23 protein-coding genes are annotated in these 22,297 nt (G+C 40.0%); 9 read left to right on the top strand and 14 right to left on the bottom strand.

The window, feature by feature from the left end:
- Positions 1 to 73 precede the first annotated feature (73 nt).
- From CH365_RS03675 to CH365_RS03660, 4 genes are all read left to right on the top strand, one after another.
- On the top strand, positions 74 to 559 hold the full coding sequence (locus tag CH365_RS03675) for an RNA pyrophosphohydrolase (protein WP_100767252.1): 486 nt from the start codon (positions 74 to 76) through the stop codon (positions 557 to 559).
- Positions 556 to 984 (top strand): globin domain-containing protein, encoded by a 429-nt coding sequence (locus CH365_RS03670; protein ID WP_100767251.1) that lies wholly within the window; start codon positions 556 to 558, stop codon positions 982 to 984. The genes CH365_RS03675 and CH365_RS03670 overlap by 4 nt, the downstream gene beginning before the upstream one ends.
- 36 nt (positions 985 to 1,020) lie before the next feature.
- Positions 1,021 to 1,308, top strand: a complete 288-nt coding sequence (locus CH365_RS03665) for an acylphosphatase (RefSeq protein WP_100767250.1) — start codon at positions 1,021 to 1,023, stop codon at positions 1,306 to 1,308.
- Positions 1,309 to 1,392: 84 nt separating this feature from the next.
- On the top strand, positions 1,393 to 2,517 hold the full coding sequence (locus tag CH365_RS03660; RefSeq protein ID WP_100767249.1) for a TolB-like translocation protein: 1,125 nt from the start codon (positions 1,393 to 1,395) through the stop codon (positions 2,515 to 2,517).
- A gap of 38 nt (positions 2,518 to 2,555) precedes the next feature.
- Here CH365_RS03660 and CH365_RS03655 read toward each other — a convergent pair whose 3' ends face one another.
- The gene (locus CH365_RS03655) at positions 2,556 to 3,836 is read right to left on the bottom strand and encodes an MFS transporter (protein ID WP_100767248.1); all 1,281 of its coding nucleotides are present in this window, start codon (positions 3,834 to 3,836) and stop codon (positions 2,556 to 2,558) included.
- Between the two features lie 179 nt (positions 3,837 to 4,015).
- On the opposite strand from CH365_RS03655, the gene CH365_RS03650 reads away from it, so the two are divergent.
- Positions 4,016 to 5,932: a gamma-glutamyltransferase family protein gene (locus CH365_RS03650; RefSeq protein WP_100767468.1), complete on the top strand. Its 1,917-nt coding sequence runs from the start codon at positions 4,016 to 4,018 to the stop codon at positions 5,930 to 5,932.
- 12 nt (positions 5,933 to 5,944) lie between these two features.
- Positions 5,945 to 6,964, top strand: a complete 1,020-nt coding sequence (locus CH365_RS03645; RefSeq protein WP_100767247.1) for an aldo/keto reductase — start codon at positions 5,945 to 5,947, stop codon at positions 6,962 to 6,964.
- On the opposite strand, the gene CH365_RS03640 is transcribed toward CH365_RS03645, so the two are convergent.
- The 5 genes from CH365_RS03640 to CH365_RS03620 all read right to left on the bottom strand — a co-directional run bounded on the left by CH365_RS03640 (position 6,965) and on the right by CH365_RS03620 (position 12,378).
- On the bottom strand, positions 6,965 to 7,663 hold the full coding sequence (locus CH365_RS03640; RefSeq protein WP_100767246.1) for a DUF4136 domain-containing protein: 699 nt from the start codon (positions 7,661 to 7,663) through the stop codon (positions 6,965 to 6,967). It abuts the gene before it with no gap.
- Positions 7,664 to 7,765: 102 nt separating this feature from the next.
- Complete coding sequence (locus tag CH365_RS03635; protein ID WP_100767245.1) at positions 7,766 to 8,455, bottom strand: potassium channel family protein; 690 nt, start codon at positions 8,453 to 8,455, stop codon at positions 7,766 to 7,768.
- Positions 8,456 to 8,467: 12 nt separating this feature from the next.
- Positions 8,468 to 10,270: a TrkH family potassium uptake protein gene (locus CH365_RS03630; RefSeq protein ID WP_100767244.1), complete on the bottom strand. Its 1,803-nt coding sequence runs from the start codon at positions 10,268 to 10,270 to the stop codon at positions 8,468 to 8,470.
- Between the two features lie 6 nt (positions 10,271 to 10,276).
- Entirely contained in the window at positions 10,277 to 11,050 is a 774-nt protein-coding gene (locus CH365_RS03625; RefSeq protein ID WP_100767243.1) for a hypothetical protein, read from the bottom strand.
- A complete protein-coding gene (locus CH365_RS03620) occupies positions 11,047 to 12,378 on the bottom strand; it encodes an amidohydrolase family protein (RefSeq protein ID WP_100767242.1) in 1,332 nt (443 codons plus the stop codon). Before CH365_RS03620 ends, CH365_RS03625 begins: the two co-directional genes overlap by 4 nt.
- A gap of 108 nt (positions 12,379 to 12,486) precedes the next feature.
- Between CH365_RS03620 and CH365_RS03615 the strand changes: the two genes are divergently transcribed.
- Together CH365_RS03615 and gmd are read left to right on the top strand one after the other, a co-directional pair.
- Entirely contained in the window at positions 12,487 to 13,851 is a 1,365-nt protein-coding gene (locus CH365_RS03615) for an MATE family efflux transporter (protein WP_208861154.1), read from the top strand.
- A gap of 100 nt (positions 13,852 to 13,951) precedes the next feature.
- Entirely contained in the window at positions 13,952 to 14,974 is a 1,023-nt protein-coding gene (gene gmd, locus CH365_RS03610; RefSeq protein WP_100767240.1) for a GDP-mannose 4,6-dehydratase, read from the top strand.
- Between the two features lie 32 nt (positions 14,975 to 15,006).
- Here gmd and CH365_RS03605 read toward each other — a convergent pair whose 3' ends face one another.
- From CH365_RS03605 to CH365_RS03595, 3 genes are all read right to left on the bottom strand, one after another.
- Positions 15,007 to 16,224 carry a Crp/Fnr family transcriptional regulator gene (locus tag CH365_RS03605; protein WP_100705154.1) on the bottom strand — a complete coding sequence of 406 codons (1,218 nt, stop codon included), beginning with the start codon at positions 16,222 to 16,224 and terminating at the stop codon, positions 15,007 to 15,009.
- A 96-nt stretch (positions 16,225 to 16,320) separates the two neighbouring features.
- Complete coding sequence (locus CH365_RS03600) at positions 16,321 to 16,911, bottom strand: tetratricopeptide repeat protein (protein WP_100767239.1); 591 nt, start codon at positions 16,909 to 16,911, stop codon at positions 16,321 to 16,323.
- Positions 16,912 to 16,971: 60 nt separating this feature from the next.
- The gene (locus tag CH365_RS03595; protein WP_010513869.1) at positions 16,972 to 17,256 is read right to left on the bottom strand and encodes an LIC10235 family protein; all 285 of its coding nucleotides are present in this window, start codon (positions 17,254 to 17,256) and stop codon (positions 16,972 to 16,974) included.
- A gap of 477 nt (positions 17,257 to 17,733) precedes the next feature.
- Here CH365_RS03595 and CH365_RS03590 point away from each other — a divergent pair, with 477 nt between their 5' ends.
- Positions 17,734 to 18,333 carry a hypothetical protein gene (locus CH365_RS03590; protein WP_100767238.1) on the top strand — a complete coding sequence of 200 codons (600 nt, stop codon included), beginning with the start codon at positions 17,734 to 17,736 and terminating at the stop codon, positions 18,331 to 18,333.
- Here CH365_RS03590 and CH365_RS03585 read toward each other — a convergent pair.
- The 5 genes from CH365_RS03585 to CH365_RS03565 form a co-directional block, all read right to left on the bottom strand.
- Complete coding sequence (locus CH365_RS03585; RefSeq protein WP_100767237.1) at positions 18,326 to 19,093, bottom strand: glycerophosphodiester phosphodiesterase; 768 nt, start codon at positions 19,091 to 19,093, stop codon at positions 18,326 to 18,328. The genes CH365_RS03590 and CH365_RS03585 overlap by 8 nt on opposite strands.
- Positions 19,093 to 19,902, bottom strand: a complete 810-nt coding sequence (locus CH365_RS03580) for a hypothetical protein (RefSeq protein WP_100767236.1) — start codon at positions 19,900 to 19,902, stop codon at positions 19,093 to 19,095. The genes CH365_RS03585 and CH365_RS03580 overlap by 1 nt, the downstream gene beginning before the upstream one ends.
- A 102-nt stretch (positions 19,903 to 20,004) precedes the next feature.
- On the bottom strand, positions 20,005 to 20,376 hold the full coding sequence (locus CH365_RS03575) for a phasin-related domain-containing protein (RefSeq protein WP_100708920.1): 372 nt from the start codon (positions 20,374 to 20,376) through the stop codon (positions 20,005 to 20,007).
- A gap of 120 nt (positions 20,377 to 20,496) precedes the next feature.
- A complete protein-coding gene (locus CH365_RS03570; protein WP_100767235.1) occupies positions 20,497 to 21,255 on the bottom strand; it encodes a PPK2 family polyphosphate kinase in 759 nt (252 codons plus the stop codon).
- A 6-nt stretch (positions 21,256 to 21,261) separates the two neighbouring features.
- Positions 21,262 to 22,281: a DUF2804 domain-containing protein gene (locus CH365_RS03565; protein ID WP_100767234.1), complete on the bottom strand. Its 1,020-nt coding sequence runs from the start codon at positions 22,279 to 22,281 to the stop codon at positions 21,262 to 21,264.
- Positions 22,282 to 22,297 lie beyond the last annotated feature (16 nt).

The following is a 22,297-nucleotide window of genomic DNA, read 5'->3' as shown; positions in this document are numbered from 1 at the left end:
AACGCGTATTACTTTAGGTCCAAATTTTTTTATAGGCTTGTCTCTCGAATATATGATGTAAATCTCTACTAAGATGGACAAACCGTATAGAAAGAACGTTGGAATGGTAGTCTTCAATTCCAAGGGAGAGGTTTTAGTAGGAGAAAGACTGAATTTTAAAGGCTCTTGGCAGTTTCCGCAAGGGGGAATAGATGATGGAGAAGATCCTAACTCAGCCGCTCAAAGAGAACTTTTAGAAGAAGTAGGCATCCAAAACGCTGAGATCATCTATGAATATCCGAGTTGGATCAACTATGATTTTCCTGAGTCCTTACATTTAAGCTCGAATCTTAAAAAGTATAGAGGCCAGACCCAAAAATGGTATCTTCTATACTGGAATGGTAAAGCAGAAGACTGCAATCTAACGGCTCATGAGCAAGAGTTCGAAAGAGTTAAATTCATCCCTTTCCAAGAATGTCTTTCGACCGTGGTCTCATTTAAAAAAGATGTGTATCAGCAATTGGTCCAAGAGTTCGAGCCTAAGATCTCCGACTTTCTGAAGAAGGGACCTTCTGCATGAGTACAACATTTTATACTCCTTCCGGAGGACCTCCTCCTCCAAGTCCCCGCCTCAGAGAATTATTTGCAAAGGTAGGGGAAGCTCCTATTCGGGAACTTGTTTCTGTTTTCTATGATCAAATAGCAGTCAGCGAAATTCGTTGGATGTTTCCAGAAAATCTAGAAGAAAGCAAAGTAAAATCAGCGGACTTTATGGTACAGGTTCTCGGAGGTCCGCCCTATTATGTGCAAAAATATGGGCCGCCAAAAATGAGAGCCCGACATCTTCCATTTCCTATCGATGAAAAAGCAAGAAGGGTCTGGCTTTCTTGTTATCGTAAGGCGATAAAAGACTGGGAAGCAGACGAAGAATCTAAAGAAATACTTTGGCAGTTTTTGCAGGATTTCTCCTCTTGGATGGTAAATAAGGCTTCTTCTGAAGAATGAGGGAGTATAATTTAGCTGTAGGAGTTACAATGTTGAATGGCTGCAAAAAATGATTTTAGAGCGAAAATCAGAATCCGAGGAACCGTACAAGGAGTTGGTTTTAGATATTTTGTGCTACAAAGAGCACAAGAATGCCGACTCAAAGGTTACACTATGAATCTTCCTACTGGAGAAGTAGAAGTTGTAGTGGAAGGAGACAAAGTTTTTATCGAAGATTTGTACAAAGCAGTTCAAAGAGGACCCTCTAAAGCGAAAGTAACGGAAGCTACAATCCATTGGGAAGATGCTAAAGGTACGTTTAGGACTTTCGAGATCAAACGTTGATCTAATATCCCCTTTGGGAAACCGATCTGGTTCGATCGAATAAATTTTACTGACGAAACCTGGATTTTTTCGGAGAATGACTCTATGCAAGCGAAGGATACATCAAAAAATAAACTTCTGAACCTTGCCCTTTTCCGAATTCTCGGATCTATCTTTATCATATCGATCTTACAAAACCCTATCTTCTCCGTTACACCTACTCCGGTTTCTTTCATGAGTCCGGTATATGCCGTTCAGGAAGACAAAGGAATCTTAAGATTAATCTCCATATCTTCCATCAACGGAAAAACAGGACTGGTTTACACAGGAACCCAAGAGAAAGGGATCCCCGTTTTTAGAAAACAGAACTATATTCTTTTCAGAACTTCCAAAGAGCTGAATTTATTAAACCTAACTAACTCCAAAGTTAAGACGATCAAAGGAACAAGAGAAGCATTTCCCGGTAATAGTGGATTTCTGAAAGATAAATCCATCGTGATCTTCTCCAGGAAAAATGGAGATCGATGGGAAACCGTCTTATATGATTACGAAAAGGAGAAGGAGATAAAATCTCTTCCAGGTTACCAACCTTTCGTTTCTCCGGATCAAAAAAGTCTAGTATTAATAGGCAACGAAGTACGTTACTCGGAACACGGAGAAGAATCTCTCAGAGTTCCAATACATAAATATTCTCTCGAAACTTCCGAATTAAAAACACTGGCTTGGATAGAAAGCGGGAAATTACAAATCACTGATGTATACACGATCGCAGAGGATTTGGTTTTAGTGCGCGTAGCAACGGAGAAGGAAAACAGACTTTATAAACTTCCCTCTTTATCGGGAGAATTAGTCAAGTTCTCCGATCCATTCTACCCTTTTCCTATAAATCCTCAGTCCAAAGAGCCCAGAGAAAACAAGGAACAAGTAAACATCAGCTTTAGTCCCGACGGAAAGGTCTTATCCTTCACGGAAAGAGCGGATGGAAAATTGGGAAACATAGTAGTCGTGGATTTAAAAACTAAACAAAGATATGATTCTTCTTTTGTAGGTTGTTTCCCTGTGGTCAAAAACGGATCCATCTATTTTTTAGGAGATCCTGAACTTGTAAAACAATCCAAGGACCAGGAATACAGACCTTATAATAATTATATTCTATATGAATTAGATTATAAAAAAGATAAGATCCGCTCGATCACTCCTATCTCCGGAAAAGTAGAACTTTTAGAATAAGCCCAATTCCAATCCGAAACCTGTGTTGCATTATCTTTTTATGATGCAAATTCAGGTGTTTCGGAAAGTTTCGCTTCTTCCTTTTCAGTCGATACCGCAAAAATTCCAAGCGCCGTAATCACACATAAAGCTCCTGCGAATATGAATGCAAGATCGTATTCTCCTTGTACTGTTCGGATATAACCGGCTCCGAATGCAGCAACTGCAGCTCCGATCTGGTGGAACGCAACCACCCAACCGAACATCAATCCAACTTTTTCTCTCCCGAATATTTTAGCTGTCAATGCAACAGTAGGAGGAACAGTGGCGATCCAATCTAATCCGTAAAATACTGCAAAGATTGAAAGTTTGTTTGATTCAGGATCGAACGCTTGAGGTAATAATAATAAAGAGATCCCTCTCAATCCATAGTACATGAATAACAGAATTTTATTATTCACTCTATCGGATAACCAACCGGAACCTACTGTTCCAATCAGATCGAAAATGCCCATCAATGCCAAGAGTCCTGCGGCTCTAACCTCTGGAATCCCATGATCCGAACATGCAGGAACTAAGTGAGTGCCCACGAGTCCGTTTGTGCTCGCGCCACATACAAAAAAACTTCCTGCAAGAAGCCAAAAGTTTCTGGATCTTAATCCAACTTTGAGTGCGTTGATCGCCTCCGTGAATGGATTACCAGAAACAGGTAGGATCCCTTCTTCCTCACTTTTTGCTCCGTAAGGCAAGAGGCCGGATTGTTTAGGAGAATCTTTCATCAAGAAGAATACTGTAGGAAGAAGTATTCCTAAAATGGAAGCCACTGCATAGACTGCATTTCTCCATCCTTCTTGTTCCGTAAGAGAAGCTAAAAACGGAAGAAAGATGATCTGTCCCGTGGCTGTGCTTGCAGTTAAAATTCCCATGAGAAGTCCTCTATGAGAAACAAACCAACGATTGACCACTGTGGCTCCTAGAACCAGGGCAGCCATTCCGGAACCGAAGCCTACCATTACTCCCCATAGAACTACTAATTGCCAATTTGTCCGCATAATCGTTGTTAGTAGAATTCCGGAGATTAATAGCCCGAGCGCAAATACCATAATTCGTTTTACACCAAAACGATTCATCAGTCCCGCGGCGAATGGCCCGACTAATCCATACAACAAAAGGTTAACGGAAATGGCAAAAGAGATGGCAGATCTATCCCAACCAAATTCTTTTTCGAGAGGAACAATCAGAATTCCAGGCATGGACCGCACTCCTGCCGCAACAATCAGAGTAAAAAAAGTAACGATCAAAACGATCCAAGCATAATGAAAAGAAAAACGTTTACTCAAACTAAGCCCCTACAATAAGGACAGGGAGATCCTTTCGAATTCCCTATTTATGATTGGACTATCCTATTATCTAAAAGTTACAAAATCCGTTCGTTCCATTCGGAGCTTTCAAATATAAAAAAACCTTGCTCGTTCTTTCGGAAGAATTAGAAAGATCCTCTCGCAGTGAAGAGGAAATCATGAAAAAAGTCCTAACGTATTCTCTATCAGGGATCTTAGTAGTCGTTCTAGTTCTTGTAATATTTTATTACGCAACTTCCCAGCCGGGAGAAACAATGAGCTTCCAAGATCCGTATCATACGGAAAGACCTACTGCACAAGGCTCCAAGCTCATGGTTGCAAGCGGTCATCCTTTAGCTACCAAAGCAGCTTTGGAAATTTTAGAGAAAGGGGGGAATGCTGCGGACGCGGGAGTGGCTGCTCTTTTAGTCCTAAACGTGACCCAGGGAGAAGAGGCTTCTTTTCCTGGAGTAGCTCCTCTACTTTACTACGACCAAGCAGATAAAAAAGTTCATAGTTATATCGGAGTTGGGACGGCACCTGCAAAGGCTACGATAGAATATTTTAAGTCTAGAGGACATGAGTCCATTCCGATGTTAAAATATTCCTCTCAGCTGGTTCCTGCTTCTCCCGATGTGATTGTTGCATTACTAAAAAAATACGGTACGAAATCTTTTGAAGAAGTGAGTAAGCCCGCAATTCAAATCGCAGAAGAAGGTTTTCCAGTTCACAGAATTCTAATGAGGAATTTGAATATAGGCGTTTTCAAAAGATTAGGTCTAAAGTTTCTACTCCCTTATAACGCAAAAATTTATGTGGGAGACAAATGGTGGAAACCTCTTCATCAGGGAGAAAAATTTAAGAGGCCTGCGTTATCCGCAACTCTGAAGGAGTTGGTGGAAGCAGAAAAGGTCGCTTCTTCTTCCGGAAAAAACCGTGCAGAGTCCTTGGAGGCAATTCGAGATTATTTTTATAAGGGACCGATCGCTGACAAAATCGCCAAAGCTCATACAGAACATGACGGCACCATGTTGAAATCCGATTTGGCAAGATACAGTGCAGACTGGGAAATTCCCTTACAAGGAAATTATGGGCCTTATACTATCTTCTCCAATCGTACTTGGAACCAAGGAGCAGTTGTTCCAATCGTTCTTCAAATTTTAGAAGGAATAGATTTAAAATCTATGGGGCATAACTCCACAGAGTATGTTCACACTATAACGCAAGCAATCGAGTTAGCGATGGCGGATCGAGAAAAATATTTTGGAGATCCTGCTTATGTTTCCGTTCCGGAGAAGGGACTACTCAGTAAAGAATATGCCGCCGAAAGAAGAAAATTATTACAATCCAAAGCATTCGGAAAAACTCCTCCACCAGGAGATCCTTTCCTATTCGAATCTCCTGTAAGTTCCAAAAAGATCGCGTATCAAAAGGAAGATCGGATCGTTTTAAACCAGGAACCTCTTTTTGATCTTACTCCAAGTTTTTGGGAAAGAACTGAATCCGGAAAAATTGGAAGAGACACGACTTATCTGAGTATTATCGATTCTAAAGGAAATTCTTTATCATTAACTCCTAGCGACTTCCCTCAATCTCCAATCATTGAAGGTGATATTACGTTAGGAATCAGAATGACCCAATTCCGTTTAGATCCGAACCATCCATCCGCCTTGGTACCAGGAAAAAGACCGACAATTACGCCTAACGCGTCTATGGTATTCAAGGATGGAAAATTCTGGATGAGTTTTGGAACGCCTGGCGGGGATATGCAAACCCAAGCAGTGGTCCAAGTATTCTTAAATTTAGTAGTTTTCGGGATGGATCCGCAAGAGGCAGTCAGCGCTCCTCGCTTCCGTTCTTTAAACTGGCCCGATGCATTCTCCCCTCATAAATATTATCCTGGAAGAATAGAATTAGAAGAAGAGATCTATAAAAAAGCAGGAAAAGCTCTCGAAACACTTGGCTATGAAGTCAAAGAAAGAGAAAAATGGGAATACGATTTCGGGGCTCCTTGTATTTCTTTAAAAGATCCTAAAACCGGAATTTTATATGGCGGCGCCGATCCTAGAAAAGAATCCTGGGCAGAAGGAAAATAAAAAGAGGTAAGAATGAAAAAAAGAAGGCTTGGAAAAACAGGGATGGTGGTTTCCGAAATTTGTATGGGAACCATGACATTCGGTTCCAGTTGTGATGAAAAAGAAGCACATCGGATTTTGGACAAGGCCTTCGATTCGGATATAGATTTTTATGATACTGCGGAGATCTATCCCGTCCCTCCGGAAGCGGAGTATGTTCATGCTACTGAAAAAATTTTCGGAAATTGGCTGAAGACTAAAAAGAGAGAATCTATTCTGATCGCTACCAAGGTTTGCGGTCCCGGTCATGGTTGGTTCACTCCTCCTGTGAGAGAAGGTAAGACGGCACTAGATCGCAGAAATATCAAAGTAGCGATTGAAGGTAGTTTAAAAAGACTCGGAACCGATTATATAGACTTATACCAAACCCATTGGCCTGATCATGATTTTGGATTCGAAGAAACATTAGAAGCTTTGACCGAATTGATAGACGAAGGTAAAGTCAGATATATAGGAAGTAGTAATGAAACCGCCTGGGGAACCATGAAAAGTTTGGAGGTTTCCCGAACAAACAAACTTGCAAGATACGAATCCATACAGAACAATTTCAGTATTTTGAACAGAAGATTCGAAGATGCTCTCTCCGATATCTGCAGAAGAGAACAGATAAGTCTTCTTCCTTACTCTCCTTTAGCGGGAGGAGTATTGACAGGAAAATATAACGGGCCCAACCCTCCGGAAAACGCAAGATTCACACGTTATGCAAAACTCCCCACAGAAAGACAAAGAAGAATGGCAAATCGTTTTCTAAACGAAGGCACTCTTGCTTCTACAAAAGAATTGATGGAAGTAGCAAAGGAAGCTGGAATCAGTGTGACCACTCTTTCAGTCGCATGGTCCAAACAACACGACTATGTGGCTTCTACCATTATTGGAGCCAATACTGTGGAACAATTGGAAGAAAGTTTAAAGGCCGCAGACTTGATACTTTCGGACGATATTTTGAAAAAGATAGACGCGGTTTCTAAAAAAATACCATATCCTATGGGATAATCAATGCCCTCTCCAAACTTCTTCTTCGGAGATAACTTCGTGTTTTTCTCCTACGAAATTAGGAAATGATTTAAAAAAGCCGGTGATCAAATAAGGGATCACATCGAACATCGGTCCGGACCTACCTTCTCCTTCCACGTTTGCTTTTAAAAGTACGCTGGAAGGAAGACCTCTATAACGTTTTCCATCATAGATCACTAGTTTGAAGATCACATCATAAAAGTTTTCGTAATATGGACTAGCGCCGGAGATCCTAGAATTACCGAAATTTCCCATAAATGCAAAAGGAGAATATCCTCCTACACTTCCTAAAATAGGTACCGCCGCTAATCTGCTGGAAGTACCACCGTAAGAGTGGTATCTCATCCCTCTTGCGCTAGTCCATCCACCAAATGCGCCTAAGTCTGTTTTACGATCGATTACACTTCCTCTTGGGAAAATTAATATATCGTAATGTACTAATTGATCGGCTCTGGATATATCCACTTCTTTGTAGCCCTTCTCCGCAAATTTTTCGCGGATCAAGTCTTCATTTTCACGGATAATAATGGGAGGCGCTTGGCCAAAAAAGGGAAGGAATGCATATGTTTTTTCGTAGTAGCGGATATGATCTGATCTTTCTACCTCTACCTGGGATTTTACCTGGAGAGGGGAGCAAAAATTGCATCCTAATAATAGCAAAAGGATCAAAACTCTCATGGCATTATATTCTTTCGACCGGACCGAATTCGATTTTACTCCCAAATCGGATCGTTTTCATTTAAAATTCGATGGTTTTGCTGAAAAGTTTTATGAAACTTTTTAACGTTTTCCGATCATTTGTTCCAGATCTTCACTTTTACCGAATAGAACTAAAATATCCCCTTCGGACAATACAAGATTCGGAGAAGGAATTCCCAAAACCTCTTCATCCTTTCGATCCGATTTTCTCCTGGTTTTTTTCGGTCTTTTGACTGTGATCAGATTTAAGTTCCAATCTTCTCTCAGTTTGGCTCCTTGGACTGTTTTACCTTGCATATGTTTAGGGACGACTGTTTCTAAAATTCTATAATCCTGCCCGAGTAAGGTTACACCTTTTACGCTGCTGTTTGCAAGTTGTTCCGCCATAGACTGGGCAGCTTGTTCTTCAGGATTAAATAAGCTCTCGATTCCCAACATCTGCAAAACTCTTTTATTCAGATCGGATTGGTAACGAGCGAATATATTAATTGCTCCTATCTTTTTTAAAGCATCCGCTGTCACGATCAGATTTTCGAAATTATCTCCGATCGCTAAAACTACGGCGTCCATTTCGTCCAAACCATGTTCTTTCAATTCCGATTCATCTGTGGAATCGATCGCCACACAATAAGTGGAAAATTCTCTGATACGATCTATCTTGTTTTTGTCCTGATCGATTGCAGTGACTTCTTGTCCGTCTTCATAAAGTCTTTTTACGAGTTCGATTCCGAAATCTCCGAGGCCAATAACTGCGATCCTTTTCTTTCTCATTCGAACCTTCCTTTAACCGACCACAACATATTCTTCAGGATACCAGTATCTTCTCGGTTTTCGTTTCGGTACAAAAGCCAATAACACTGTCAACACTCCAACCCTTCCCACAAACATTACAAAACATAAAAGTAATTTTCCAGGAGTCTCAAATTTAGAAGTAATCCCCCTAGAAAGACCTGTTGTCCCGTAGGCGGAGACAACTTCGTAACAAATATCCAAGAAAGGCAAAGGTTTCTCGAAACAGATCAAAAATAAGATCCCCAAGAATATTATAAACATAGAAAGTACTATTGCGACAGATGCTCTCGAAAGAGAATTTTCAGCGACTGTTCTCCCGAAAACATCCACTCTTTCCTTTCCTGTAAAGAATTGATAAAACTGCAAAACCGCGAGCGCCAATGTAGAAGTTTTAATCCCTCCACCGGTAGAATTAGGAGAAGCGCCCACCCACATCAGAAATAAACTTACGAACACCATAGGAATCCCCATAGAAGAAATGTCCAAAGTATTAAATCCTGCAGTCCTTGTTGTTACAGAATAGAATAAAGAATGAAATGCCTGGTCATACCAGTTCAAATCTTTCAAACTAAAATTTCTTTCTAAGACCCAGTAGGATATCCAACCAAAAAATAATAAGAATAATGTGGTGATCAATATCAGTTTAGAGCCCAAGGAAAAACGATGCCTAAACGATTCCCCGTCGAATCTGATCTTCTTTAGGAGCTGATTTACAGTAGGAAAACCTAAGCCACCGAATATGATCAAAATCATCAATGTAGAAAGAAATGTATAAGATTCCTTAAAATATGGCTCTGCGAGTCCTCTAGGGAAAAGAGCGAAACCTGCATTACAAAATCCTGTTATAGAATGAAAGACGGATTGAAAGATAAGTTCTTTCTGAGAAAATCCTAACTCCTTGGGAAATGTTACGTATAGAAAAACGGAACCTATAGCTTCTATAGCGAATGTTTGGTAAGCTACTTGTTTTAAGATGGAACCTGCTCTTCCTATGGATTCCTGGCTAAATAGATCTTTGACGATCAGTTTTTCAGTAACGGAAACCTGTCCTTCTAAAACCAAAGCAAAGAATACTGTCAGAGTCATCAGTCCCAAACCGCCTAGTTGGACAAGCACCATTAAAATCACTTGTCCCGTTCCAGTCAGGTCTTGAGAAATATCGATCGTACTAAGACCGGTCACGCATACGGCACTCACCGCTGTAAAAAAAAGGTCCACCAATTGGATCGGCCTTGCTTCTGCCCTAGGAAGGCATAACGCAGCAGTTCCCAAGAGGATAAGGATCGCAAAACTTCCGGTCATCACAAGAGAAGGGGAAATTTTTCCGAGAGAAAGTCTAGCTCTTCTTAGAAAATGTGCAAACCCTCCGAATGCCAAAGTCAATTGGCTTAACGATAAAAACAAAAGTACAACTTCTTCTGTTCTTTGTTGGGAAAGAATGGATTCTATTTTTTCCTCAAAGAAAAATTGTAAGATCACTAGTAAAACTACAAATGTTTCTATCTTATGCAGTTTTAAATAAATACGATATTGAGTTAATGTGAATAGAAAACTTAAGAATTCGTAAATTACTAAATACCAAACTATGGTCACAGTAATCAAACGAAGCGAGTGGATCCATTCCGGAGGATAATAAAATCCGTATAAAAAGATCAGTATAAAAAGAGAAATAACTCCTAAAACTCCGAATATAAATCTTAAGATCGGTTTGATATTCTCTTCAAATAAAACTGAAATCCCTCCCCAATCGGAAACTAATTTTGTCCGTAAGTTGGGATCTAAAAGAGGACTCATGTTCTATCAGAAACGAGTGCCGAAAATTTCGAATTCCATTCTATATTCGAAATTTCTGGAATATAATCCGTATCCTGGGATCATTTTGGGGTGAATCGTTTCAGAAAGTTTATCTGGCACAGTCGGATTCGGAGTAGGACTTTGCGGTTGGTTTTCCAACTTCATACGATCATAATCTCTCAAATCCAACCAAGCATTAGCTAAAGCTAGAGTAGAAGCCACACCGAATACGATCCATCCTCCTTCGAATGTTTTTTGATAACCTGGATTTACAGCGGACAAAGAACCGTATGCTACACCTGCGGCGATTGGAAGTGTCATAAAAAATATAATCGAAAAACGGCGAAGTCTGGATTCGGTATAAGGTTGAGGATCGCTCCCGAATTCTTCCAATTTTCTTTTGCGATCTCTTGCTTGCTCTTGCTGTCTTTGCAAAGCTTCCGTATTCACTTCTCCAGTAACTGGATTGAAGAGTCCATCATCGGCCCTTCCCTGGACCGGATTTGTTGTTCTCCTGGTCCCTTGGCTTCCTGAAGAAGTAGGCAAACCTGTTTGAAAAGGAATCTGCACATTTCGAGGATTCACCAAAATCGGCTTATCCATTTTCGGAGGAAGAGAATATTCTTTAAATCCGTCTGAAGATTTTTCATCTTTATAATTTCTTAAATTATAATCGTACGGATCAGAGAAATCACTTTGATTCTGGGGAAACGCCGAAAAAGAAAACGCCAAGATAATACAAAGAGCAATTAACTTGTTTAATCTATAAAAAGATCTCATCTTTCGAGAATTGCTCCTTGTTCGGATTCTATCCTTCCGGAAAGAATTTCAGATGTATATTGAAAAGAGTTCTTTCTGATCTTTTCCAAATATTCAGTATCCAGTCCTAAACTTTGGGCCTTATCATATTCTTCTTTAATATTGGTCCCGAAAATTCCAGGATCATCAGTGGAAATGGTAAATTTCAGATCATTATGAGCGAATCTGACTAAAGGATGATGAGCCTTATCTTTCACCATTCCAATATATTCATTGGAACTAGGACAGGACTCTATGATCGCATTCGTATTTTTGATCCGATCCATACAATACTCTTGAAATGCCTTTGTTTCAGAGACCAGGTTTTCAGTAACGGAAATTTCTACCTTCTCCTTATGTCGGATCGAATCCAATTCTGATTCCAATCTTTTTTTAGCAGGTAATTCTCCGTATTTAGAAATTTCATCCCAATGATCTAATTGGAATTTGAGCGTGTCTTCTCTTTCTGATACAGGCTCTAAAACTTTTTTTCCAAGATATGCATTCGGATCCAAACCTACTGCGATCGCATGCCCGAGCCTATGTGCCCCCCATTCTGCTGCCTCCAATACCCAGCGAGATGCAGAGAGAAGAGTTTTATCCAAAAAAGATTCTCCTACATGATAGAGAACTGTAAGCGCAGTAGAAGGTTCCGCAAGATTATCTTTTTGTATTTCTTTTAAAAATTCCCTTTTACCTTTGGGCGGAAAACCTTCTTCAATATAACAAAAATCTAATCCGACTAGATACTTTTTAATGAGGGAATTTTTTTCCATCATCTCTTTTAACATTTCGTATTCTTTAAAAAACTCTCCATCTCTATGTAAGGAGACTACCAAACGAGATCCAACCTTTCCTAAAAGTTCGGATTCTGCTTCTTCGAAACCTTCGCAAGCAGCTAAAGTTTTAGAATAAATACCTTCGTAAGTATCGAGTGGAGAATACATGATACGATATTCTCCGAAGACAACACCTTCTTCGTATTGATCCTTGGTGATATGTTTAGATACAAATTTGATCTCTTGAGGATCGAATTTAGAAAGTGCAATGATCAGATTGAACTTTGCTTGGAATTCAGGAAAAGGACCTTGGTGATTGAATAAATAGATCTTTTTAAAATCTTCCAAAGATTTATAATCTTCGAAGAAAGTTCCTGTGTTGATGGACCTTCCATAAAGTTCTTGGAAAGGTTTTGTAAAAATTTCCCATCTAGGAGAAGGATTGTTTAATCCCATCTGCCTAAGAAGTTCAGGTTTGAGACTGCCGTATAGATGATTATGAAGATCTGCAAATCCTAGATTCGAATCCATGTATTCTTCTACGCTTTACGTCACCTTAACTCTCTCGTTAACGAGATAAACCGTTTTTCATGGAAAAAAAGTTGTTTGCACAACCCTCCTCTCAAAGCTGGAAACTACTTGGATCATTTATATAAAAAAATACTCAGACTCTATCGTCCAAGCAGATTAAACGTTAAAATCCTTTCTTTAGCGCTGCCTGTTGTTTTCGGAATGCTTAGCCAATCTTTGGTTTGGATTACGGACACTGTTATGGTTGGATATTTAGGCCAAAATGCAATTGCGGCAATAGGTATAGGCGGAACCTGTTATTACACTCTCGTTGCATTCCTCATCGGATTTTCAATGGGAGTGCAGATCATAGTCGCGAGAAGATTTGGAGAAGGTAAAAGATCCGAGATCGGAAAGGTAGGAGTTTCTACACTTTATCTTTCCATATTTTTAGGATGTATTTTATCAATATCCGGTCCTTGGTTTTCAGAATGGATCATGTTTTGGATCGGACCCGAAAAAACCGTCAATGCACTCGGAACCAAATATTTATATTTTAGATTTATAGGCAGCGGATTTTATTTTTTAGGGTTTTGTTTCAGAGGATTCATGGATGGTCTTGGATTAACCAAGGCAGGTTTTGTTTCTATGGCGGTAACCACTATTGCAAACATAATCTTAAATTGGATATTTATCTATGGTAACCTAGGGTTTTCTCCTATGGGAATCGGAGGTGCAGGACTTGCATCTTCTATATCTGGATTTGCAGGGCTATTAGTATTTCCTATATTCTTTTTTTATTATAAACTAGGAAAATATTTCGAAGGAGTGAACCTTCTACCAAGCAAAGAACATATAATAGAAATTTTCAAAGTAGGAATCCCTCCAGGTTTCGAAGAAGGATTAGTCAATGTTGCATTTGTAATCTTCTCTAAGATCCAAGGATTTATCTCAGTACTTGCAGTTGCAGCTTCCAATGTCCTATTTTCTACCTTAAGTTTTGCATTCTTGCCTGGATACGCATTCGGAGTAGCAGCTACTACGATCCTAGGACAAGCAATGGGAGCTAAAAAATACAAACTGGCATATCATTCCGCATTTCGCTCCGCATTCATTTCCGCGCACGTAATGGGATTCATAGGTTTATGTTTTATCTTCCTAGGAAAAACAATCGTGTATGCGATGACCAGAGACCAGGCCTTAGTGGAAGAATGTTATCCAGTACTTCTATTATTAGGAGTCATACAGATCGGAGATGCGTATCATATGGTGATCGGTGCCGCCTTAAGAGGAGCCGGTTTGCAGAACTATGTCTTTAGGATCTATATTCTTCTAACCTACGCAGTAATGCTTCCTTTGTCTTATCTTTTCGGGATCGTATGGAAAGGTGGAACTCTTGGGCTATGGGCAGCCATTTTCGTTTGGATCGCATCACTTTCCTTAATTTTCATCTACGAATTTAGAAAGAAAAATTGGGTGAAAGGGATAGTTTAAGCCTGCTTGTTGAAAGTCCCACAAAAGGTGGAATTTCAGGCCAGTTTTGTAATCTAATCCTTCTTGCCCCAATAACAAAGCCGGGGTTTTTGGTTCCAGAATGAAAAAGGCGCTTATTACAGGGATCACTGGACAGGATGGATCCTATCTTACCGAACTTCTTTTGGAAAAAAAATACGAAGTACACGGGATCGTTCGTAGAACCAGTTCCTTAAACCGGGATCGGATCGAACATCTAAGAGGAAATCCTCACCTTTTTCTACATTATGGAGACTTAACCGATTCCAGTAACCTAAACAGGGTTTTGGAAAAAGTCCAACCGGATGAAATTTACAATCTAGCCGCTCAATCTCACGTAGGAGTATCTTTTGAAGTTCCTGAATACACTGCAGAAGTGGATGCAGTCGGAACTTTAAGAATTTTAGATGCGATCAAACAAACAGGAGTGAAGTCCAGATTCTACCAAGCTTCTACTTCCGAATTATATGGAAAAGTGCAGGCAGTTCCTCAGGATGAAAAAACTCCATTCTATCCAAGATCACCTTATGCAGTCGCAAAATTATACGCATACTGGGCAGTAGTAAATTATAGAGAAGCATTTGGATTACATGCTTCTAACGGAATTTTATTCAACCATGAATCTCCAAGAAGGGGAGAAGGTTTCGTAACCAGAAAGATCACCCTGGGAGTCGCAGGACTCGTTTCCGGAAAAGGCGGGCCTATTCATTTAGGGAACATAGACGCAAAAAGAGACTGGGGATACGCACCTGATTATGTAAACATGATGTGGATGATGCTGCAACAATCAGAACCGGACGATTATGTCGTAGCAACCAACGAAACACATACAGTCAGAGAATTTATAGAAGAATCCTTCAGACATCTGGACATTCAAGTAGAATGGAAAGGAAAAGGAGACCAAGAGAAGGGTTATAATAAGAAGGACGGAAAACTTTTGATCGAAGTAAATCCTTCTTTTTACAGACCAACCGAAGTGGATCTTCTGATCGGAGATCCTGCTAAGGCAAAAGCAAAACTTGGTTGGGAACCGAAGGTCAAGTTCAAAGAACTAGTAGAGATAATGATCAAGGCGGATTGTAAGGCTTACGGGATCAATATCTAAGGACCGCTTACTACAAGCGAGTCTCGAAAGTACTAGGCACGCTTTTTAATCTTAGCGTCGATCTGGGATTTTTTGCGGAATGCTTGTACTAATTTTTCCAATTCTACAAGATCCGTGCAGGAAATTTTTCCCTGATCCAATTTGATAAATTTGTTTTTAGAGATCAAATCCAGGACAAGATTCTCATCCTTAGGATAAGTCAATCCCACCATCTTGATCAAATCTTTGGTACCGATCTCAAAATTGTAGGTGGACTTAGGAATAACTTTGACCCTGTTTTTCTCCACAAGAGTGAGTAATGTATCTGCCACCCTTCCTTGAGGATCTGAAATTAACAAGTTAGCAAGCTGTTTGTAAGCGGTCCAGATCCTTTCCGAAAGAAGAGTAATCAGCCTAGTCGCTAATTGAGGCTGAGCCTTAACCATTCCTTCGAAGTTTGCCTTGTTAATCGCAAGCAACTGCACTTCACCCCAAGCGATTGCAGAAGCAGATCTAGGTTTATTATCTAAGAGCGCCATTTCTCCGAAAATGTCCCCACTTTGCAAAACTGCGAGAAGTACTTCGTTAGAATCCACGATCTTAGTGATCTTAACCCGTCCATGTTGGATGATATACAATTCTCTACCCGGTTCGTGCTCGCAAAAGATCATCTCGTTATCGCCATAAGAACGGTTAAACTTTGTATAATCGATCGGAGGAGGAGCAACCGGTTGGTTAACAGTCTGTAACTTCAGTTTTGCCTGAGTGGCAAATTGACCATTCGGAAGATATTGCAGATATTTTTGGAAAGCGTAAGCAGCGTGAAGAGTGTTCTTTTGATTAAAGTAATACTCACCGATCGCGAATAACTGGTTCGGATCTTCTTCTACTGCGGTACGGAAAGACAGACGAGTGATCGTAGAGTCGAACTGTCTGAGTTTCATGGAGAAGTAGCGAATGATCTTCATCGCTACCGGAGTATTTTTTTGGATCAGGGTTCCGAACTGATCATAGCTAACCTGAATTAAGGAAACATCAGTTAAAGCAATCGCAGATTCGATCTGAGCGTGCTGGCTCATCGCAGCAACCACTCCGAAAAAATCTCCCGGGCCCAAAAGTTGGTTCGGATCCTCGCCTACTACTTGGTTTTCGCGGGTGACCCTGACCTTGCCTTGTCGGATGATGAAGAAATTATGAGCTTCTTTCTTGCCTTCGACGATGACATAGGACCCTTTCGGGTAATTCACGATTTGAAAGAAGCCGTTGGACATACTTACCAGAGATTAAAAATTTCTTCCGTGGGAATTCAACTATAAACTAGTATCGGCTCACAATCAGGGAATTCGGACCGAAATCCGAGGTTTTCCTTATTTTTCGCGACAAGATTCCCCTTCCGGAGAAGATTCTTCCCCATCCGAAAGTAGATCGATACCGGAAAATTCCAGGGCGGCTTTTTCTGCCATTGCTCTGGAGTAAGATTGTCTGCAAATAGAGGAGAAAATCTGCTTCGCCTGGTCGATTTCTCCCATCTTGGCCAGTAGGCGCCCGGCTTCCAAGTAGGATTCTAACCCGAATTCACCTGTTGGTTCCATTTTATAAAGGTCCAGACTGACTTCTAAAGCTTTCTCAGGACGATCCAACTTCAGAAAACAATCTTTGAGAAGGCTAAGCACCCTGTTTTTTTTAGAATTTCCCGGATAGAGAACCAGGAAGTTCCGAAGACTTTCCGCTGCCTTGTAAAAGCGACGGTCCTTATATGCTTCTTCGGCGATCCTAAACAGAATATCAGGGTCAGAAGGTCCTTGTTTGGAAGGATTTTCACCTTGGCCAAATGTGGAGAAGGAGAATGAAAAAAGTAAAAGGAAGAAGACTAGAATTCGAGAGAGGCCAAATGCCTTTGAAGATGAGTTCGAAAAAAAAGGAAAACGTATGCCCTTAAAATAAAATCCGGAAAACAAGAGTTACCTACCAGAGCGACGCTCTATATAGATTATCAGTCGTTTTCCGGATTTTATGAATTACTTTTTTTTATCTATTTTCTTCCGGTGGAATTCGCAGAGGCGATACAACCTGCCAGTAGACGGATTTTTTTTACCTACTTTAGTGCCGCAGACGATACAAAGACCTTCTTTTCTTCTCCTTTGATAAAGGAGCTGAACCCTCTCCGCCCCAGACAGGTTGTACTTACTAACCTGAATCCGAAATCCTTTGTAGAGGTAATTACCTATAGCTTCAACAGCTTGAGTTTTTACCCCGGCGATGATCTTTTCCAAATCATCGTTAGTGACTTTCTTTGGTTTCATAAATGTTAACTGACGTAACAACAGTTATATTCTTACAAAAGTAGTAAAGTGTTTTTAATTTTCCGCATAACACTACATAAAATTTTTTGACAAAACTAGTATTAGGTTACTGTTTTTTTAATAAATTTCTTCGTCAGAGGAGCTCCCTGTTTCGGCTAACGATTAACGATTAAACTAATCGATTATTTCGCCAGAGGCAACGTTAAGTCGTTTTACATCAATTCTCAATAAATATGGAAATTTATTTCCATAGCTCTGACATATAACGGAGAATACATTAGGCGATTATAGCAAAACAAAACGATTTAAACTAACGATGAAAAGCCGAGCCTTAAGGGATAGGGGCACGGTATTATTCCCGATTAAAAAAATCGTTACTTGAAGGCTTGAACGCCAAAATTGCATTTTTAACGATAGATTTTTTTCAGAAATTAAGTCATATTGTATGGCAGATCAGTTTTCGGTTTTAGAATATTTATGAAAACAACTGTTCACATATTATTAATCTTTCTGGCCTTCTTCCTATTAGGCTCTTGCTCCAAATCACCTCAAGAAAAAGTAAGAACGATACTTTCAGACGCACAATTAAACGAAGAAGAAAAGATCAAAATGGCCGCATTCGCGTTATTCGGCGAAAGACTGAAGGAGATAGATTTAGTCAAAACCCAAGACGAGAAAGGGGCTAAGTTCGAAGTCTATTTAGGATTCGGAGGAACTTCTGCACTAACATTCTTAGGCTCAGAAAAATATGCGGAACAAATGAAATTAGAATTAGCTCTTGGTACTTATAAATTCCTGCAATCTTTACAGGGATTTCGTTTCGGAAAATATAGAATGAGCCTCATTAAACCTTTCTTTATTAAGAACGGAGAAGCAAGAGGCGCAGAAGAATTCGAAATCTATAGATTCAGAGCAGAGGGAGAAGATTTAAAGAATGTTGTCGGCTTCAAAGAAAATGATGCATTCTCTTCTGACAATTACGATGTACCATCCGAAAAAGTGGTAACAGTCCTAAAAAGTATGATAGATCATTGGCAGGTAGAGCTGGACCAATTTGCAAGAGTGGAGATTAAGTAAGAAGAGATTTCATTCTTTTAGGATAGTTCGTAAAGATTCCATCTACCCCCAATTCTATTCCGAACTTCAACTCTTCTTCCGTATTCAAAGTATAAACTAAAACCTTAAAGCCTTCCTTTTGGATCTTGGAAACAGTTTCTTTATCCAATCCCTTTGAAGAAAAATTCAAACTGAATGCGTTCAATCTAAAGCCTAATTCCAAGGCTTCCGTCCAAGAAGAGGTTTCTTCTCCGATCAAGATCCCAAGCTTTGCCTCTACGGATAACTCTCTAATGCGCACCAAAGAATCCCAACAAAAAGAAGAAAATAACGTTTTATGAAATAGAGAATTTTGTTTCGTATAATCTATCAGCTCTTGTTCGATAGGAGTTTCGATCGGAATCTCTTCATAAGCTCCTGATTTGATCTCCACATTCAAGCCGATATTTTTGGACTTTAAATAGTCCCAGACTTCCCAAAGATCCGGAACCTTCTCCCCTTTAAACTTCGGATCTTTCCAAGAGCCTGCGTCTGCCTTACGAATAAAATGGAAAGGAAGATGTTTCACTTCCCCTTTTTGATCCGTAGTTCTATCCAAGGTATCATCATGAATGACCACTATTTTTCCGTCAGAAGAATGAATGATATCCAGCTCTATCCAATCCGCGCCTAGTTCCCAGGCATTTTGAAAAGAACTCATTGTGTTTTCAGGATATTCTCCGCTGTCTCCCCTATGAGCAATAACCCAAGGTTTAGGAAGAAGGAAAGGATCCGAATTCATTAGAAAGCCCAGCCCACAAAAAGATTCAAACCGAAGCTAGAGCCTGGTAATCTTTCCGAATTCTGGTAAGCATACTTTCTATATAATAGATCTCCTACACTTGCAGTCCTATCCGAATAATAAAGATCCGAGACAGAGAATGAATTATGATAGGGAGAATACCAACTCCAGACACCTTCCCAACCGAAAAAAAGACCGGAAGAAGTTTGGAATCTGAAACCTACTCCAAAACCTGCGTAGTTCCTTGGCCCTGAACTATAAGAATCTTTTTCAAAACGATAGGTATTACCTGCAGATTCCCAGTAAAAAGCACTTTGGCTTTTTTGGTAATGCTCCCTTCCTAACCAAAGAGAAACAAAAAAAGGAGAATCTGCCACAAACCTTTGGACGAAGAATGCTCCTCCCCAATACCTCTCTTGGTAATTTCTCAATCTTCCGTAAAAATCATGTGGGGGAAGAAAATAAGAATAAGCAATATCGTTATCGAAACGATTCACATAAGAGTTCGTATAAGCGTTGAACCCAATTGCCCATTGGGAATCCAACATTCTCGCAACCTGAAAAGAAGAATATCTTTCAAATGCAAAACCGGCTATCTGGTTCTTAAACTTTTCCCTGAGTTCCGCCTGACTAGGTCCGGTTGAAGTTTTTTCAGGGGGAAGACCATTCATAGGACTAGGCTTTTGTTCTATCGTTTTATCCGGAGAAGGTTCCGTAGTTTGGGCCCAAACCTGGGAAGATAGAATAAATAGAAGTAGAATGGTTAAGATCGAAAAAAGCGGTGAAGCCGATTTTGGACGGGAGAACATCCCTAGCAAAGACACCCGAAACAGGAAAATGTCAAGCAGTGGAAAATGAGGAGGAGGAAGAAATTAGCAGGCGAGGTTTCCCTTCGCCCGCTCGATCGGAAATTAAGCTTTTCCTTTTGCAGTAGCTTTGATAGTCTCAGCAACTTCGGTCAATTTAGCTTTAACAGCGTCTAATTGTCCTTCTGGAACGCGTTTTTTGATCTCTTCGGAGATTTGATTGTACTTCTCAACGATCTTACCACGAGTTTCTTCGTAGTTTTTGCCAGCAACAGTAGAAACTTCTTTGATTTCATTCAAAAGTTTATCTACAGATTCGCGAATTTTTACAGAACCTTCAGAATTGTCTGCAGCACCTTTAGCTACTAGCTCTCCGTAGGTTTTTTCCAAATCTACTTTCGCTTTGTCTAATCCTTCTTGTCCAGATTTCAAAAGTCCGATTCCGGCATTAAGAATGTCCAACAGTTGTTTTTCCATTTTTCTCTCCTTTTTCGCCGCACTTTTGGTGCAGCGCACAATCCATTCATATTGCACCGCACCAAAGAGGTCAACCTCTAAATTACAAAAATTCAGAAAAAAATGAAAAAGAAAACTAGGTCAGATCTGGCCTGGTTGGACTTCCAGCTTTGGATATTTGAGATCCATACCTTCCAATTCCTTGCGGACTGACTTAGCGATCAGATAATCCCTATACCATTTTTTGTCAGAAGGAACAATCACCCAAGGAAAACGATCCTTAGAATAAGAGAATATCCACTCATAAGCGTTTCGATACTTTTTGAAATTTTTATGAGCTTCTAGATCGCTTGGATCGAACTTCCAATTTTTTTCAGGATTGGATAATCTTTCCTCTATCCTTTTAATCTGTTCTTCTTGGGAGATATGTAGGAAGAATTTCAGGATATGAGTATGATTTTCCTTTGAGACAAATTCCTCGAAAGAATCTATAAACTCCAATCTCTCTTTGAGCTTGTCCTTGGATAAACTTTCGGAAACGAAAGGAACTAGAATGTCCTCATAATGAGAACGATTGAAAATTTGGATCCAACCTTTCCCGGGAAGTTCTTTATGGATTCTCCAAAGAAAGTCCCGGCTCAATTCTTCTTGTGTGGGAGCTTTCCAGGCCTTGCATGTGCAACCCAACGGATTTAAGGCTGAAAAAAGTTTTTTAACAGTTCCATCTTTTCCGGATGCATCCACTCCCTGAAGAATGATCAGCAATGATTTCTTTTTGCCCGCAAAAAGACGGATCTGTAATTCTTCGATCCTTTCCAATTCCTTGAGACGAAGTTCCTCCGCTTTTTCTTTGGAAAGATCCGCGTCTGGTTCTGTGGAATATTCGGAAAGTTCAGTCATTCTTTATTACCAGCGAGCGATATGATCTTCTGCCCAGCCTTGCCCACTTTCAATCCTAAATTCACTTTTACCGATCCGGAAAACACCGTCAAAACTTCCGATCATCTGATTCACTTTAGAAGCAATTAAACCCATATTGGAATAAGCCTTTCTGTGAAAATCAGGAGTGAATACAAGCTCCACTGCTTTACTTTCTTTAGAATAGATCATCCAGGGTTTTTTAGGGTCTTTTTTATCGAATTCAAAAGCGATCACGGAAGGGATCTTATAAATTCTACCATTGATCAAAAGAGCATTCTCGGTGGTTCCTGTTCCGTCAGTCCAACCGCCACCCAAATTCATTCCATAAAGTTCGTTTCCGCCGGGACGGTAAGACATGGAAGCCCAGTTCCATTTGCTGAAATAAGGCCAAACACCTCTTCCATAATCCAAAACTCCGAAAGAATCCTTAGGATTGAACTCATAAGATTTAGAAGCGGTCGTAACCTTTCCTTTTGCTCCTAATCCGAATAATTTATGAGTGAATTGGAAACGATTTCGATTCCAAGGAACCACAACGTTCAAACTTTCCCATTGATTAGGAATATCTAATGTAAGATCTGCTTGGATAGACTTACGGGTTCCTCTCAGAAAATCTACTTTGATCCTGTAACTTCCATCTTCGTCGATATGGAAATCCAGAAACCCTTCTTTACCTTCGTAACGAGCATTACTAGAAACGGTTTGTCCTAATAAAGTACCTTTTCCAAAAGGAGTGATAACGGTGGCTTCTTGGAATTCTCCGGTCCTTCTATCCAACCAATAACAAAAGATCACACCTGCGTAATCAATATCCGAAACAGTGAAAGAAGCCAAAAAGTTTTGATCGTAAAAACACCAGTAATTCCATTTTTTCTTACGAAGCCAGTGGCCTTTTACATTACATCTATGTAAGGGAGTTTTAGACCAGCCGATCGCATTCCGATTCACTTTACCGGAAGGATCACATAAAATGGTAGGTTGTTGGATTTCTGTTTCTAAATTCATGCTCGCATTGGACAAT

Source organism: Leptospira neocaledonica (assembly GCF_002812205.1).
GTDB classification, from domain to species: domain Bacteria; phylum Spirochaetota; class Leptospiria; order Leptospirales; family Leptospiraceae; genus Leptospira_B; species Leptospira_B neocaledonica.
Note: the sequence above shows the minus strand (reverse complement) of the source record. Positions and strands in the feature narration are given on the sequence as shown.